Here is a 15,764-nt window from a genome sequence, read left to right on the forward strand (position 1 = left end):
CGTAGCGGGCCGATAGGCGTCGGAACCTTCAGGGCATGAGGGAACGGAAGAAGCGGGGCCTGGCAGGGCCGTCTCTGACCAGGCTACCCAACACTTCCTCGAACGTGGCTTCGACGAAAACCCGATTCCCGCTGATCCGCCGCCGACATCCGCCCCCTGACCAGCCCCCCGACCCCGCCACCTCGCCCCCGCCCCCTCCGATCGACGGCACTCCAGAAGACGCCCGCTCCTTTCGGCGCCCCCTCACCAGAGCCCGTACAAGAACGTCCGGTCCTTCTTCGACAACGGCAAGGTCGGGCACCTATGACCACGTCTGGGTCTCGTACTGCTACGGGGACGGCACCAAGGCGTCGAAGTGCGCGCAGTCCGCTCTCGCGCGCGGCGCTGTGCCTGCGCGCCGACAGCCTCATCGCGCTGCGGCGCCCGGCCGAAGCGTCCGCCTGCCTGCGCCGCGCCCACGAGCTGGCCGTGATCCAGAACGTGCCGCTGGAGGTCGCACGGATGACGGCCGTCCTCCAGGCGCGATGCCCGGCCACGCACGTGCCCCCCATGTGAGTCCCGCTGTTGCGACACCATGATCACGTGCGGTATTGATCACGGATGTCCCTGATACGGGTGATCACGACCGCGGCCGAGCTGCTCGACAAGACCTCGCGGATGCGTCCGGGCCGGTCGTGGGAGGATCCCGCGCTGGAGCAGGCGCTGCGCCAGGTGCGGGCCGGACGGCTGGAGCCCGGCCTGGAGCTGGTCCGCCAGGCGCGCGACGACCACGAGGTGCGGGCGCTGCGCGTCGAGCAACTGGGGATAGCCGCCCGCGCGCACACCGAGGCGCTGCTCCGGCTGGCCGGCGACGACCCCGACGCGTTGCTCTGGCTCGGCGCCGCCCGGATCCAGCGGGCCTGGGCGATCCGCGGCGGCTCCTACGCCGCGTACGTGGGCGATCAGCGCCTGGCCCGTTTCCACGAGGTGCTGGCGGACGCCGCCGTCCCGCTGCGGCAGGCCGCCGAGGCCCGTCCGGACGATCCCGTTCCGTGGGAGCGGCTGCAGTGGCACGCGCTCGGCACGCAGGCCGACCGGCAGGAGCTCGACCGCCTCTGGGCGGAGCTGACCGCCCGCGCCCCGCACCTGTATCTGGGCCACTACACCCGCGTCCAGGTGCTGTGCGGCAAGTGGTACGGCTCCGACGGCGAGGTGCTGGCCTTCGCCCGCCACGCGGCGGACGCGGCGCCGGCGGGCGACCCGGTGACGGCCGCGCTGGCGCTGGCCCACTTCGAAGTCGCGTGGGGACGGATCGGCGAGTCGGAGCGTACGGCCCGGCAGGTCCTCGAAGGCTACTTCGGCGACCCCGAGGTGGCCGGCCCGCTGGTGGCGGCGGCCGGCAAGTGGCGCGAGGGCGGCCCGCCGCATCCGCGCGCGCTGGACGCCGCACACCTGTTCGGCGCGGCGCTCTACCACGGCGGCCACCTCACCAGCGCGCAGCGCCTGCTGGAGGGCGCGGGCAGGCGCATGCCGGAGAACCAGCCGTGGGCGGTCGGCAGCCTGCTGCCGGGCCGCCACTACGCCCGCGTGCGCCGCGACCTCGGCCTCGCCTGACCGGGCCGCCGTTGGGGCAGTCGGTGGTGGACGTTGTCCGACCTGCCCGACGGCATCACCCCGCGGACAACGGCTCCACGTCGAGCACCCGCGCGGGACCTTGACGCGGCCGCTCTCCTCGCGCAGGAGGGTGACGATCCCGGTGAACAGGGTGTGCTCGTCCTCCCGCCCTGTCATCTCCCCGAGGAGAGGAGGCGTTCCAGCGTTCGCGGCAGTGGATACACCCGCTCGGCGGGGAACAGCCGCTGAGCCTTGGCGGCGTGCCCGGTTTGTATCAATACCGTGGCCTTGCGGACCTGCGGGGTGAGGTCGGTGAGGCTGACGATCCAGTCGTCGGTGAGGGTGCGGATCAGGTCGCGGCCGATGCCGACCTGGATGCTGTAGTGGTTCAGCGCCGCTCCGCGCGACGACCGTTCCGGGTCCCACTGGACGTGTACGGCCGCCTGGGCCACCGCTGCCGGATCCGCCGTCGTGAGCACGGCCTGGGACAGTGCCTCCTCCCAGCCCTGCCGGGTCATCCGCACTGCGAGAACGCGCTCCTGACCGGGTTTGCGGGCCCAGTTGCTGCGGTGCATGAGCCACAGGAACGAGGGCTTGATCCAGGTCATCCGGTGGAACGAGAACGGCGCAACGAAACGGCCCGCGCGCAGCGCCGGCTCGGCTATGGCGGGTGCGTATGCCTGGTAGACGACGATCGTGTCGGCGTCGTAGTCGGCGCGAACCTGGTACTGGGGTGCCATGCGCTGCACCCTGCCATCCGGCGCACCCACATCGCGAAGCCTTTTCACCCCGGCCGAAGCGGCTCGCTGACGCGTCGTGCCCCTCACCCGAGTGCTTCGATCCAGGACGCGAAGTCCGCGGCCACGACGTCGAAGTACGCAGGGTCCAGATCGCCCAGGTCGGAGGAGTACACGGCCGAGGCCTGGTCGTCGGCACGCACGAGGAATCCGCGGCCACCGCTGTCGTCGCCGACGAGGAGGAATCCTGGCGCATACCGCGCGACCTCGTAGGTGGCGTTGCGTTCACCGATGTCCCCCGCCGGGTACACCACGACACCGGACTCGGTGTGCAGGCCGTCCCGCGCGCTCCACAGCGCCGGCAGCGGAGCCGGAAGGCTCATCGCCGTCTCGGCCCGCGCCCGCCGGACCTCGTCCGGCGTCGCCGACCTCGAAACCGCCCCCGTCACCCTGCCCCCTCCCGACCCCAACATGATCACTGACGCGCCGGCCCACAGACACCGTGGTCGGGCGGCCATGCCCCGCGGCCCACCAGGTCGAGGACGAGTGCCGCGATGTTCCAGGCGTCGTCCTCGCCGCGGTGATGGCGTCCCTCCAGCGGCAGTCCGGCGATCTGCAGAGCGTGATCCATGCCGGGCTTCCTGCGCAGCCCGTACGCCGTTGCGAACACGGCCTTGGCGTTGGTGTGGGTGCGTTCCGTCGGATGGCCGAACGGGTAGGCCACCCCGTCGGCCTGACTCTGCCGAGCGAACTGCCGGCGGTCGTACTCGCCCCAGCTCGCCCAGGGACGCTCCCCGGCGTCGTACTCCTCGGCAAGGATCCGGCACGCCTCGGCGAAGGTGACACCCTGTTCCACCTCGGCCTGCGTCAGGCCGGTCAGTTCGGTACAGAAGTCACTCACGGCCGATCGGGTGGGACGGACCAGGATGCGGTGACGGGACACCCGGCGCCGCGCCGGCACGTCCACGACGGTCAGGCCGATCTCGATGATCTCGTTGACGGCCCCGGGCGGCGGCTGTCCGTCCCAGCAGGTGGCTTCCACGTCGATGACGTTCAACAGAGCGAATTCGTGGCCCATGCGCCGAGAGTAGGGACGCACCCCCGGCTCCGGCACCCCAATTTCACCCCGCCGCCACCCACGCAACTGGGACACCCAGCTACGAAGACCCCTTACTACGTGCGCGCCCGACCGACCGACGGCGGGAGGTTCCCTCCGGGGTGAAAGTGAAGCCGTCGATGAACCGTGCGCCACCGCTGCGTATCGCCAGGAGCGCAGGTTCGGCGTGGACGGGAGGTGATCTGCCGTCGAGCGGGGACGCGAAGCCGTTCCAGAGATGGAAGCAGATCAGCGGGTCTTCGGGACGGTTCGTGCAGTAGGCCAGCGTCTTGGGAAAGTTGGGGTTGGCGCCTCCGAACAGGACCGACGGAGGCCCGAACGTCGTGTGGACCTCGCTGAGGAACCGATCTTGCCCGCACCACGACGTGCTGGTGCGAAGTATCTCGTCGTACTCGGCTGAGGAAAGCGTCCGATCCAGTTCCAGCCAGCCCCGCCGGTGGGCGATCTCGGCATAGACCGACGACACCGCACCCTCGTGATCGTCTTCCCAGAGCAGCCGGAACGCTCCGCGCACCCCCGTGGACAGGAAGCACTCTCGTATCCGGAGTTGCTCCATTTCTTCTCGCCAGAGGGCTTCACGGTCGTCGGCGAAGGCCATCGCATCCAGGTAGAGCCTCAGCGCCATCTCGCCGCCGAACATCCCCGGCCGGCGTAAGACGGCGTTCAGCTGGTTCAGGAGGTAGCGATGAAGCTCTTGAACTGTTCGCTTGCTCTCAGGTGGCATATCGATCATTGTCTGGCTTCGCTCTTCGGCGACGTGGTCGGTGCCGTTGAGTGCGTTCGGTCGGGCCGATGTCGCTCAGGTGGCGCGAGAGCTCGGCCATGACGTCAGTTGGGTGCGGTGTGTTCGAGGGTGTGGGTGGTCGCGTCGGGTTCGGCGAAGGTGAGGAGGGCGAGCCCCTCCTCCTCCAGGACGTCCAGTGGCGTCGGTGCGGCGAAGGGGCTGATGAGGAGCTTGGCCTTCTTGCCGGACCGCTTGATCTGCCACGTGCCCGCCGCGAACCCGTCCACCAGGTACGTGGCCTTGATCCGCAGGTTCTTGGTCGCGACCAGCGGCCTGAACTCGTCCGCCAGCACCCGCGTACGGTCGGCGTGCCCCAGGACGAGGTTGTCGAAGTCGGGCAGGAAGCGCACCGGGGCGGGCACGTCGCCGCCCGGCCGCGGCGCGCCGGGCAGGTCGAACAGCTCGCGTCCCGTCTCGTCGGCGAGCCGGTCCAGCTCCATCCCCTTCATGACGGCCCGCATCCCGCCCAGCCCCGACCAGGTCTGGACGTCGGCGGGCGTGGCCGGGCCGAACGCGGCGAGGTACCGCTCGACCAGGCGTTCCATGCTGGACGCCGGGTCCAGGTCGACGCCGGGCAGCCCGAAGGCGGACTCGCGCGGGAAGCTCCACCGGTCCTGCGTCGGCACCATGACCAGCGGCGTCATCATGCGCACGGCGTAACCGAGCACCCGCTCGTCGGCGCCGGGGAACTCCTTCAGCAGCAGGGGACGCAGCTCGTTGAAGGTGAGCGGCCCGTCGGCGAGCAGCCGGTCGGCTACCGCGGCGACGACCTCGAAGTCGACGCCCTCGAACCGGCGCGCCGCGGCGGCCAGCATGGGACGCAGCAGCGGACGGAGGGACGCGAAGTCCTCCGCCGTCACCAGGTGCAGCGTGGCCCGCATCATCGTCGCCCGCACCAGGTCGCCGGCGTGCAGCGAGGCGTGCAGGTCGTCGCGCCGGAACCCGGCCAGCCGCGTCCACACCCCCAGGTAGGGCGGCCGCGGCTCCTGGGCCTGGAGCCCGGCCAGCCGGTGCACGACGTCGGCCGGGCGGCCCTCGTGCCGGGCGAGGAGGTGCTGCCTGGCCAAGGTGGCGCGGTTGAGGTCTCTGAGGGTGAGCATCTACTTATCATGCCTTTCCCCCTGGAGTCCGTACGTTCCTCCTATCCCGCGCTTTCCGATGGTTACGCCTACCTCGACGGCGCGGCCGGCACCCAGACACCGCAGCCGGTGATCGACGCCATCTCCGCCGCCTACCGCGCCGGGCTCGGCAACGTGGGCGGGGCGTTCCCCGCCAGCCGCCGGGCGGACGAGATCGTCGCCGCCTGCCGTGCCGCCGTCGCGGACCTGGTCGGCGGGCAGCCCGACGGCGTGATCCTCGGCCCGAACATGACGACGCTGACGTACCGGCTGGCCAGGGCGCTGACCGGGCCCGGCGACGAGGTGGTGGTCTCCAGGCTGGACCACGACGCGAACGTGCGTCCCTGGACCCAGACGGGCGCCGCCGTCCGCTGGGCCGAGGTGGACGCGGTGACCGGCGAGCTCCCGGTCGACCAGTACGCCGACCTGATCGGCGAGCGGACCAAGGTCGTCGCGGTGACGGCGGCCAGCAACATCCTCGGCACCCGTCCCGACGTGGCCGCCATCGCCGAGCTGGCCCATCGCGCGGGCGCCCTGCTGTACGTGGACGGCGTGCACGCCACCCCGCACGGCCCGGTGGACATGCGGGCGCTGGGCGCCGACTTCTACGCCACCAGCGCCTACAAGTGGTCGGGGCCGCACGTGGGGGCCGTCGTCGCCGACCCGGCGCTGCTGGAGACGGTCCGCCCGGCCAAGTTGCGGCCCTCCCCCGACACCGTGCCGGAGAGGTTCGAGACGGGCACGTCCGCGTTCGCCGACCTGGCCGGGGTCACCGCGGCCGTCGACCACCTGGCCGCCATGGTCCCCGGCGCCGGCACCCGCCGCGAACGCCTCCTCGCCTCGATGGCCGCCGCCGAGGAGCACGAGCTGGAGCTGTTCGCCGGACTGCTCTCCGGCCTGGAGACGATGCCGCACGTCACCCTGCTCGGCAAGCCCGCCAGGCGCACCGCGACCGCGTACTTCACCGTCGCCGGGCACACCCCGCGCCAGGTCGCCGAGCATCTGGCCGGGCTGGGGGTGAACGTCTGGAACGGCCACAACTACGCCTGGGAGCTGACCGGTGCGCTCGGCGTGCGCGACTCGGGCGGCGCCGTCCGCGCGGGCCTGGTCCACTACAACGACCGCTCGGACGTCGACCGCCTCCTGGAGGGGGTGGCCGGGCTCTCCTGACGGGCCCTCGGCCCGTACGGGCGGGGCGTGAGATCCTGAGGGGATGCTGCCCCCGATCGACGTGCTGCGCGAGCAGGTCACCGCGCATCTCGCCGCCTTCGACCGCCGGGAGGCGCCGCCCGTCCCGGGGGTGCGCCGGGCGGCCGTGACGGTGTGCGTGCTGGAGGACGCCGAGCGCGTCCCGTACACGGTGCTGATCCGCAGGGCGGCGCGGGGGCGCAACCCGGGGCAGTGGGCGCTGCCGGGCGGGCGGCTCGACGACGGCGAGCTGCCGGTGGAGGCGGCGCTGCGCGAGCTGGCCGAGGAGGTCGGGGTGACCGGCGTGGCGGTGGCCGGGCTGCTCGACGACTTCGTCGCCGACTCCGGGTTCGTGATCACCCCGGTGGTGGCGTTCGGCGGCCGTCAGGAGCCGGTGGGCGACGCCCATGAGGTGGCCTCGGTGCACGCGGTGCCGCTGGAGCGCTTCCTCGCGCCCGGCGTGCCGCGCTGGCAGGGCGAGCTGCTGCAGATGCCGCTCGGGCCGGACATCGTGATCCACGCGCCGACCGGGGCGATCCTGTGGCAGTTCGCCGAGGTGGCGCTGCGCGGGCGCGAACAGCGGGTGTTCGACGTCGCGCAGCCCCACTGGACGAGAACCTGACCCGCCCGCCCCGGGGCCGGCCGGTCAGAAGGGGCCGGTGAGTTCGCCGAGCTTGCCGGTCAGCTCCAGGTTGGCCGCGTAGTCGACGGGCACCGCGATCACCGACACCGTCTCCTCGGCCAGCGCCTTGCGCAGCGTGGGCAGCAGTTCCCCGGCGCTGGTGACCCAGTAGCCGCGGGCGCCGAAGCTCTCGGCGTAGGCGACGAAGTCGGGGTTGCCGAAGCGGATGCCCGAGTGGCGGCCGAGCTCCAGGTCCATCTTCCACTCGATCAGCCCGTACGCGTCGTCGACCCACACCACGACCGTGATCGGGACGCGCTCGCGGACGGCCGTCTCCAGCTCCTGGGAGTTCATCAGGAACGCCCCGTCGCCGGTGGCGGCCAGCACCTTGCGCTCGGGGTAGGCCAGCTTGGCGGCCAGCGCCCCGGGCACCGCGAACCCCATCGAGGACAGCCCGTTGGAGACCAGCATCGTGTTGGGCTCGTACGTCGGGTACATGCGGGCCATCCACATCTTCACCGCGCCGGTGTCGGCCAGCACGATGTCCTCGCGCCCCATGGCCTCCCGGATGTCGGCGACCACGCGCCGCGGCGACAGCGGGAAGCCGTCCTCCGAGCGCCCCTGCTCCAGCTCCTCGCGCATCAGGCGGCGGATCTTCTCGCCGGTGCCGTTGAGCTCGAAGCGGCGCGGGACGGCGTCGGCGAGCGCGTCCAGGGACCGGGAGATGTCGCCGTGCACGCCGACGGCCACCGGGTAGTGGTCGTCGACCTCGGCGGGGAACCGGTGGAGGTGGACGATCTCCTTGTCGCGGTTGGGGTTGATCTTGACGGGGTCGAACTCCTGCAGCTCGTAGCCGACGCTGATCAGCACGTCCGCCTCGTCGAAGCCGAAGTTGACGTAGTCGTGCCGCATGAAGCCGACCGCGCCCAGCGCGTGCGGGTGGTCGTCGGGGAAGACGCCCTTGCCGTTGAACGTGGTGGCCACCGGCAGCCCGAGCCGCTCGGAGAAGCGCACCAGCGCGGCGGCCGCCCCGGCCCGGACGGCGCCGTGCCCGGCCAGCACGATCGGCCTGCGCGCGCGGGCCAGCACCTCGGCCGCGCGGGCGATCTGGGCGGCCGAGGGGTCTTGGGGGCGTACGACGTTGACCGGCAGCGGGCCGAGGCCGGCCGGCACGGGGGCCGACTCGACGTCTTCGGGGATGGCCAGGTAGACGGCGCCGGGCCGCTCGGTCTGGGCGGTCTTGAACGCCTTGCGGATCATCTCGGGCAGCGCCAGGGCCGTGGGGGCGAGGTCGGCCCATTTGGTGATCGGCCGGAACAGCGACACCAGGTCGACCACCTGGTGCGACTCCTTGTAGATGCGGTCGAGGCCGACCTGGGCGGTGATCGCCACGACGGGGGTGCTGTTGGTGGTGGCGTCGGCCACGCCGAGCTGCAGGTTGATGGCGCCGGGGCCGAGCGTGGCCGACGCCACCCCCGCCTTGCCGGTGAGCCTGCCGTAGATCTCGGCCATGAACGCCGCGCCCTGCTCGTGCCGGACGAGGATGTAGCGGATGGAGGAGTCGTTGAGCGCGTCGACGAAGTGGATGTTCTCCTCGCCGGGGATGCCGAAGACGTACTCGACGCCTTCCGCCTCCAGGGCTCGCACGATCAGATGGGCCGCGTCCGCCTGCGGGGACATGATCAACGCCTTCTTCCATGAGCGACTGCGTCCCTGACAGCACCCGGCAGGCGCGCTTCATTCCGGGACGCGGCCCTGTGCCCGCGCGACGGCGGAGCTCACGCGGGCACAGCGGGTCAGGAGCCCAGCGCGCGCGTGGCCAGCGCGCCGAGGACCATGCCGACGACCATGCAGGCCGCGGCGGCGATGGCGGCCCACTTGCCCAGGGACTCGCCGCGGGTGTGGCCGACGATGCCCAGCACGATGCCGGCCAGGCCGAACAGGATCGGTATGAACAGGATGGCCACCGCGGCGCTGACGAACCCGATGATCGACAGGACCTGGGCGCCCTGCCGCTGCGGCGGCCGGGTGTAGGGCGGCGGCTGCGGCCGGCGCCCTTCACGCGTGTGCTCGTCGTCGCCCGGGGGCGGGTCTTGCGAAGCGGTCATTCTCCGGCTCCCTCGTGAAGTGAATCACATCACACACCAGAGCCGGAGACCTGTCGAGCCGCCGAGTCCAGACATCTGCCCATTTCAGAAGGCTTTTGACGGGCGGGAAAACTGAGGGGGAAGGGGTTCGGCGTGGACGACGTCGAGCCGGGAGACCGCGCGGGTGAGGGCGACGTACAGGCGGTTGAGCCCGCGCGGTTCGGCCGCGACGACGGCGGCCGGCTCGGCGAGCACCACGTGGTCGTACTCCAGCCCCTTGGACATCGAGGCGGGCACGACGCTCAGCCGCTCGCCGAGGTCCAGCCCCTCGTTCCAGAGCGCGCAGGTGATCGCCTCGACCTGGGCGTCGGCCGCGATCACCCCGATCGACCCCTCGAACCCGGCCGCCTCCCGCACGGCCGCCACGACCCCCTTCTCCAGCTCGGCCGTCGCGATGACGCGCAGCCTGCCGTCGGAGCGGTAGGAGCGGGTGGGGGGCACGTCGGCGTCGAGCGCGGCCAGCAGCGTGTTGGCCAGCTCCACGACCACGCCGGGCACGCGGAAGCCGGTGGTCAGCTCGACGATCCGGCCGCCGGGGCTGCCGAGCAGCTCCAGGTGCTCCGGCCACGACCTGGCCGCCCACGGCGTGGTGCCCTGGGCCAGGTCGCCGAGCACGGTGAGCGAGCCGTGCTCGCTGCGCCTGGCCACGGCCCGGCACTGCATGGGCGACAGGTCCTGGGCCTCGTCCACGATGACGTGGCCGTAGCCGCGGGGGCGTTCGAGCAGGCAGGCCAGCTCGTCCAGCAGCACCAGGTCGGCCTCGGTCCATCGGGCGCTCTTGACGCCGCGCGGCGGGCCGGGCCGGGCGAGCGCGGCGCGTTCGGCGTCGGTCAGCAGGCCCTCGGGCGGGGCGCTGAGGACCTCGTGCAGCACGTCCTCGGGGCGGGCGGCGGGCCAGGTCGCGTCGAGCGCCGGAGTGAGCGCCCGGCCGATCCGGCGTTCCCAGGCGGCGTTGCAGGTCTGGCCGCGGGCCTCGGCCTGCCGCCGCATCGCCGCCACCGTCCTGGCCCTGACGCGTTCGCGGCCGACGCCGTACGGGAGCGCGGCCCGCCTGGCGTCCTCGACGATGCGGCGCAGCTCGTCCTCGCCGACGCGCCAGCGGTAGGAGCCGTCGGCCACCACGGCGGGCTCGGCGGGCCTGCGGATGCGGCCGTACAGCGCGCGGCGCAGCACCTCGGCCATCCGGACGTCGTGCTTGACCGCCGCGGCCGCCGGGGAGTCGACGGCCCGCACCGGGTAGGCGCCGAGCAGCCCTTCCAGGGTGGTCTGCTCGACGTCCACCTCGCCGAGCGCGGGCAGCACGGCCGAGATGTAGCCGAGGAAGGTCCGGTTCGGCCCGAGTACCAGGACGCCGGAGCGTTCGAGGCGCCGGCGGTGCGCGTACAGCAGGTAGGCGGCCCGGTGCAGGCCGACGGCGGTCTTGCCGGTGCCGGGGGCGCCCTGGACGCAGATGGTGGTGTCCAGGTCGGCGCGGACGAGGTCGTCCTGCTCGGGCTGGATCGTGGCGACGATGTCGCGCATCGGGCCGACGCGGGGGCGTTCGATCTCGGCGGCCAGGAGCGCGCCGCCGCCCTCCTCCCCCGCGCCGAGACGCTCGTCCTCGTAGCCCGTCAGCGTGCTGCCCGACCAGCCGAAACGGCGGCGTACCTCGACGCCCTGGGGGTCGCGGGCGCCGGCGCGGTAGAAGGCGCGCGCCACGGGCGCGCGCCAGTCGATCACCACCGGCGGCCCGCCGTGCTCGCCGGTGATGTGCCGCCGGCCGATGTGGTACGCCCGGCCGCGGTGCTCGGCCGAGTCCTGGCCGAAGTCGAGCCGGCCGAAGAACGGCGGCCCGTCGGGCTCCTCGCTGAGCTCCTTGGCCAGGCTCTTGAGATGGCGGCCGAGCCGCTCGGCGCTGTAGCGGTCGCCGGCGACGGTCTCGCCGACGATCACGTTCTCCCGCGCGCCCTCCAGCATCCTGCGCAGCCCCGCCCTGCATCGTTCGACGTGACGCCGTTCGTCGTCGAGCGTTCCCATGCCCACCCCCAAAGCGTTAACTCGGTTAAGACATTGACCAGGTTAACACTTTGCTAGAGTGGGGCCATGACGGGACTGCGGGAGCTGCAGCGGCAGCGGGTGCACGAGGCCATCTCGACGGCGGCGATCGCGCTCTTCCTGGAACGCGGCTTCGACGAGGTGCCGGTGACCGAGATCGCGGCGGCGGCCGGGGTGTCCAAGCCGACACTGTTCAAGTACTTCCCGACCAAGGAGGACCTCGTCCTGCACCGGTTCGCCGACCACAAGGGCGAGGCCGCCCGCGTGGTGCGCGGGCGGGCGCCCGGCGAGCACCCGGTCGCGGCGCTGCGCCGCCACCACCTCGCCCGCCTGGCCGCCCACGACCCGGTCACCGGGCTCAACGACCACCCCGAGGTGCTGGCCTTCCACCGCATGGTGTTCGACACGCCGAGCCTGGCCGTCCGCCTGTTCCACCACATGGCCCAGGACGAGGCCGAGCTGGCCGAGGCGCTGGCCGAGAGCATGGACGAGCTGACCGCCGCGCTGCTGGCGGCCCAGGCGCTGGCCGTGCAGCAGGTGCTGGCCCGCCGTGCCTGGGCGCAGCTCGCCGCGGGCCGCCCCCTGGCCGAGACCGAGGCCGACGCGGTGCGCGCCGCCGGACACGCCTACGCCCTGCTCATGGACGGCGCCACCGGCCCCTGAGCTCCGGCGCGCAGGTCACGCGCGGACCATGCGGCGGGCACGATTACCTCCAACGCCAGAGGCTGTGCTTAACTCGGAAATGCCGATGTGGCTGTGTCCCCCGGGCCGCAAATTACCGCCTTCACGGAATACCGTTCGGCTGGAACCGTGTTGTGCACCTCGCCGAGGAGGCGACCACCACATCGGCCTTTAAGCTTTCCGGGCGCCCGGCTGCCTTAGGGTGGCAAGGTTGACTGCCCATGATCCAGGAGAGCCCGTTGCTGTACGAAGTGGTCAAGTTCGCCGCCGCGCCGCTCGCCCACGCGATGTGCCGGCCGCACATCACCGGCGCCGCGAACGTGCCGAGGGTCGGCCCGGCCATCCTGGCGGCCAACCACCTCTCCGTGCTCGACTCCTTCCTGCTGCCGGCGCTGCTCCCCCGGCACGTCACGTTCACCGCCAAGAACGAATACTTCGACGGCAACCCCGTCTCCGGCTTCTTCATGCGCCTGGGCGGCAGCCTGCCGATCGACCGCGAGAGCGCCCACGCCGCCCAGGCCATGCTCGACGCCGCCGCCGAGCTGCTGGAGCGCGGCGAGCTGTTCGGCATCCACCCCGAGGGCACCCGCTCCCCCGACGGCCGCCTCTACCGCGGCAAGGTCGGCGTGGCCTGGCTGGCGCTCAAGACGGGCGCGCCCGTGCTGCCGGTGGCGCTCAAGGGCACCGAGAAGGTGCTGCCGGTCGGGGCCAAGGTGCCCAGGCCCGCCAAGATCGGCATCTCCATCGGCCGGCCCATGCGTTTCGAGGGCGACCACACCAAGGCGCGCGACCGGCGCCGGGTCACCGACGAGGTCATGGAGGCCGTCCAGAAGCTGTCCGGGCAGGAGTACGTGCCCGCTTACGCCTCCAGCTTCAAGTCCGCCAACGGAACGACGTGACCGCTAGGCTCTGACACCTGACGTCGAGGACCGGGGGGCTGACCAGTGGCGCGGGGCCGTACCATCGCGATCGTTTCGGTGTCCGCCGTGCTCGTGGCGGGCGCCGCGGGCGGGGGCGCCTACTACCTGCTGCGCACCAAGGGCACGCCGGGCGAGACGGCGCAGCGCTTCGCCGCCGCCTGGCAGGCCGGCGACAAGGCCGCCATGACCGCCGAGCTGGCCACCCAGCAGCAGCTCACCGCCTACGACCAGCAGCGCGCCGCCCTCGGCGTCGAGTCGGCCACGGTCAAGCTGGGGCGGGTCGTCGAGGGCGACGGCCGGGCCAAGGTCCCCTACACCGCGACCCTGGCGCTGAAGAACATCGGCTCCTGGTCCTACGACGGGCAGCTCGACCTCGTGGTGGCCGACCGCATGTGGAAGATCGACTGGCGGCCCGCCACGCTGCACCCGCAGCTGACCCCGGGCGCGGCCTTCGCCGTCAAGACGAGCTGGCCGCAGCGCGCGAAGATCACCGACGCCGACGGCGGCCGCATCGACACCGGCACGTCCGGCGGCTCGGTGCAGCAGCTCGTCGGCTACCTCGACAAGGCCACCAAGAAGGACGTCGCCAAGCTCGGCGCCTCCTACAAGGTGGGGCAGGCGATCGGGCGCGGCGGCCTGCAGGAGACGTTCCAGAAGCGGCTGGCCGGCACCCCCACCACGCAGATCCAGCTCGGCGGCAAGACCCTCGGCATCATCGAGGGCACCGACGGCAAGCCCGTCGAGACCTCGCTCGACCCGCGGGCCCAGGCGGCGGCCGTGACCGCGGTCAAAGACGTCCCCAAGCCCACCTCCATGGTCGCCATCCGGCCCTCCACGGGCGAGATCCTGGCCGTGGTCAACAACCAGGGCGGTTTCAACCGGGCCCTCGACGGCCGCTACCCGCCCGGCTCCACGTTCAAGGCGGTCACCGCGATCGGCCTGCTGTCGGCCGGCCTGTCGCCCGCCGACAAGGTCACCTGCCCGATGTACGCCACCGTCGGCGGGCTGAAGATCCGCAACTCGGAGAAGGAGGAGTTCGGCTCGCTGTCGTTCCTCGACTCCTTCGCCCACTCGTGCAACACCACCTTCGCGCCGCTGGCCGAACAGCGGCTCGGCGCCGACAAGCTGCTCAAGACGGCGGAAGGCGTCGGCTTCAACCAGCCGCTCAACATCGGCGTGCCGGCCACGAAGGCCAGCTTCCCGCGGGCCCAGTCCGACGCCGAGCTGGCCGCCGAGTCCTTCGGCCAGGCCAGGATCACCGCGAGCCCGCTGTCGATGGCCTCGGTCGCCGCCGCCATCGCCGACGGCACGTGGCGGCCGCCCACGCTGGTGCCGTCGATCAAGCAGAAGGCCGGCGAGCAGGCGCTGCCCAAGGGGGTCAAGGAGCAGCTGCACAGCATGATGGCGGCCGTCGTCTCCAAGGGCACCGCCAGGGGCAGCGGCCTGCCCGCCGGCACCCACGGCAAGACCGGCACGGCCGAGTTCGGCACCGGCGACAAGCTCGACACCCACGCCTGGTTCATGGGGTTCAAGGGCGACGTGGCCTTCGCGGTGGTCGTGGAGGGGGGCGGCACGGGCGGCAAGGTCGCGGCCCCGGTGGCGGCGACCTTCCTCAAGGGCCTCTGAGTCCTCTTGCCTGCGGGTGCGGGCTCTCAGGCCACGCACCGTTGCATGCAGTGTATGCAAAGCGCTAGAGTCCCGTCCGTGCAGAGCGATGTGGCCTGGGGCCGGTTGCGGGAGCTGATCCTCGACGGGACGTACCCGCCGGGGGCGCGGCTGACCGAGACGGAGGTCGCGGCGAGCCTGGAGATGAGCCGCACCCCGGTGCGCGAGGCGCTGCGGGCGCTGACCGCCGACGGCCTGGTGCGCCCGGCCGGGCGCGGGGTGGTCGTCGTGGCCCTGGAGGCGTCCGCGCTGGAGGACGCCTACCAGGTGCGGGCGGCCCTGGAGGCGCTCACGGCCGAGCTGGCGGCCACCCGTCAGGGCGAGGGCCGCATCGCCCCCGCCGACCTGGCCTCGCTGCGGCAGGTCGCCGACGCCACGGCGGCCGCCACCGCGCAGGGCCGGCTCGGCGAGGCCGTCGGGCTCAACCGGCGCTTCCACCGGCGGATCGCCGAGCTGGCGGCCAACGCCATCGCGCTGCACACCCTGGAGCGGGTGTGGGACCAGATCCAGGTGTCCACGTTGCGCTCGCTGGCGCCGCCGTCCCGTCCCGCGCACGTCTCCGGCCAGCACGAACAGCTTCTCGCCGCGATCATCGAGGCCCGGCCGCAGGACGCCGCGGCCATCGCCCGCGCGCACGTCCTCGACACCCGCGCCGTCACTCACAGCAAGGACGAACCCGCATGACCCGCCACCACACGTACACCACCACCGTGACCTGGACCGGCAACCGGGGCGCCGGCACCACCGGCTACCGCGACTACGACCGCGACCACGACTTGTCCGCCGAGGGCCGGCAGGTCATCGCGGGCAGCTCCGACCCCGCCTTCCGCGGCGACCCCGCCCGCTGGAACCCCGAGCAGCTGCTGGTCGGCTCACTCTCCCAGTGCCACATGTTGTGGTATCTGCACCTGTGCGCCGAGGCGGGCGTCGTGGTCACCGCGTACGCCGACCACGCGTCGGGCACCATGGCCGAGAGCGGCGCCGGCGGCCACTTCACCGAGGTCGTGCTCCGCCCCGAGGTGACCGTGGCCTCGCCGGAGATGGCCGAGACCGCCGCCCGCCTGCACGAGGACGCCCACAAGGCGTGCTTCATCGCCGCCTCGGTCAACTTCCCGGTACGCCACGAGCCGACCGTCCGCACAGCCTGAAGGCAGGCCG

The 15,764-nt window shown here is 72.5% G+C and carries 16 protein-coding genes; 8 read left to right on the forward strand and 8 right to left on the reverse strand.

Going from position 1 to position 15,764, the window contains the following annotated elements; genetic code table 11:
- Positions 1-600 precede the first annotated feature (600 nt).
- Entirely contained in the window at positions 601-1,593 is a 993-nt protein-coding gene (locus ACIBQ8_RS40175) for a hypothetical protein (RefSeq protein ID WP_397194653.1), read from the forward strand.
- Positions 1,594-1,766: 173 nt separating this feature from the next.
- Here the strand turns inward: ACIBQ8_RS40175 and ACIBQ8_RS40180 are convergent, their stop codons facing one another.
- The 5 genes from ACIBQ8_RS40180 to ACIBQ8_RS40200 form a co-directional block, all read right to left on the reverse strand.
- Positions 1,767-2,333 carry a DUF4291 domain-containing protein gene (locus ACIBQ8_RS40180; protein ID WP_397194654.1) on the reverse strand — a complete coding sequence of 189 codons (567 nt, stop codon included), beginning with the start codon at positions 2,331-2,333 and terminating at the stop codon, positions 1,767-1,769.
- Positions 2,334-2,416: 83 nt separating this feature from the next.
- A complete protein-coding gene (locus ACIBQ8_RS40185; RefSeq protein WP_397194655.1) occupies positions 2,417-2,779 on the reverse strand; it encodes a hypothetical protein in 363 nt (120 codons plus the stop codon).
- A 26-nt stretch (positions 2,780-2,805) separates the two neighbouring features.
- Positions 2,806-3,408 (reverse strand): exonuclease domain-containing protein, encoded by a 603-nt coding sequence (locus tag ACIBQ8_RS40190; RefSeq protein ID WP_397194656.1) that lies wholly within the window; start codon positions 3,406-3,408, stop codon positions 2,806-2,808.
- Between the two features lie 79 nt (positions 3,409-3,487).
- Positions 3,488-4,171, reverse strand: coding sequence for a hypothetical protein (locus ACIBQ8_RS40195; protein WP_397194657.1), 684 nt, complete (start codon positions 4,169-4,171; stop codon positions 3,488-3,490).
- A 104-nt stretch (positions 4,172-4,275) separates the two neighbouring features.
- Positions 4,276-5,331 (reverse strand): winged helix DNA-binding domain-containing protein, encoded by a 1,056-nt coding sequence (locus tag ACIBQ8_RS40200; RefSeq protein ID WP_397194658.1) that lies wholly within the window; start codon positions 5,329-5,331, stop codon positions 4,276-4,278.
- A gap of 9 nt (positions 5,332-5,340) precedes the next feature.
- Between ACIBQ8_RS40200 and ACIBQ8_RS40205 the strand changes: the two genes are divergently transcribed.
- Both ACIBQ8_RS40205 and ACIBQ8_RS40210 read left to right on the forward strand, forming a co-directional pair.
- Positions 5,341-6,519 (forward strand): cysteine desulfurase-like protein, encoded by a 1,179-nt coding sequence (locus ACIBQ8_RS40205; protein WP_397177528.1) that lies wholly within the window; start codon positions 5,341-5,343, stop codon positions 6,517-6,519.
- 43 nt (positions 6,520-6,562) lie between these two features.
- The gene (locus tag ACIBQ8_RS40210) at positions 6,563-7,159 is read left to right on the forward strand and encodes an NUDIX hydrolase (protein ID WP_397177526.1); all 597 of its coding nucleotides are present in this window, start codon (positions 6,563-6,565) and stop codon (positions 7,157-7,159) included.
- 24 nt (positions 7,160-7,183) lie between these two features.
- Here the strand turns inward: ACIBQ8_RS40210 and ACIBQ8_RS40215 are convergent, their stop codons facing one another.
- From ACIBQ8_RS40215 to ACIBQ8_RS40225, 3 genes are all read right to left on the reverse strand, one after another.
- Positions 7,184-8,839 (reverse strand): acetolactate synthase large subunit, encoded by a 1,656-nt coding sequence (locus ACIBQ8_RS40215; RefSeq protein ID WP_397194659.1) that lies wholly within the window; start codon positions 8,837-8,839, stop codon positions 7,184-7,186.
- A gap of 116 nt (positions 8,840-8,955) precedes the next feature.
- Entirely contained in the window at positions 8,956-9,267 is a 312-nt protein-coding gene (locus ACIBQ8_RS40220) for a hypothetical protein (RefSeq protein WP_397177522.1), read from the reverse strand.
- Positions 9,268-9,351: 84 nt separating this feature from the next.
- Positions 9,352-11,322, reverse strand: coding sequence for a HelD family protein (locus tag ACIBQ8_RS40225; RefSeq protein ID WP_397177521.1), 1,971 nt, complete (start codon positions 11,320-11,322; stop codon positions 9,352-9,354).
- A 66-nt stretch (positions 11,323-11,388) separates the two neighbouring features.
- Between ACIBQ8_RS40225 and ACIBQ8_RS40230 the strand changes: the two genes are divergently transcribed.
- The 5 genes from ACIBQ8_RS40230 to ACIBQ8_RS40250 all read left to right on the forward strand — a co-directional run bounded on the left by ACIBQ8_RS40230 (position 11,389) and on the right by ACIBQ8_RS40250 (position 15,754).
- Positions 11,389-12,003, forward strand: a complete 615-nt coding sequence (locus tag ACIBQ8_RS40230; RefSeq protein ID WP_397194660.1) for a TetR family transcriptional regulator — start codon at positions 11,389-11,391, stop codon at positions 12,001-12,003.
- Between the two features lie 239 nt (positions 12,004-12,242).
- Positions 12,243-12,920: a lysophospholipid acyltransferase family protein gene (locus ACIBQ8_RS40235; RefSeq protein ID WP_397194661.1), complete on the forward strand. Its 678-nt coding sequence runs from the start codon at positions 12,243-12,245 to the stop codon at positions 12,918-12,920.
- Positions 12,921-12,998: 78 nt separating this feature from the next.
- Entirely contained in the window at positions 12,999-14,567 is a 1,569-nt protein-coding gene (locus ACIBQ8_RS40240; protein WP_397194662.1) for a penicillin-binding transpeptidase domain-containing protein, read from the forward strand.
- Between the two features lie 78 nt (positions 14,568-14,645).
- Positions 14,646-15,290, forward strand: a complete 645-nt coding sequence (locus ACIBQ8_RS40245; protein WP_397194663.1) for a GntR family transcriptional regulator — start codon at positions 14,646-14,648, stop codon at positions 15,288-15,290.
- Positions 15,287-15,754: an OsmC family protein gene (locus ACIBQ8_RS40250; RefSeq protein ID WP_397177513.1), complete on the forward strand. Its 468-nt coding sequence runs from the start codon at positions 15,287-15,289 to the stop codon at positions 15,752-15,754. Before ACIBQ8_RS40245 ends, ACIBQ8_RS40250 begins: the two co-directional genes overlap by 4 nt.
- The last annotated feature ends 10 nt before the right edge of the window (positions 15,755-15,764 follow it).

This window comes from Nonomuraea sp. NPDC049646 (assembly GCF_044465525.1).
Classification (GTDB): Bacteria; Actinomycetota; Actinomycetes; order Streptosporangiales; family Streptosporangiaceae; genus Nonomuraea.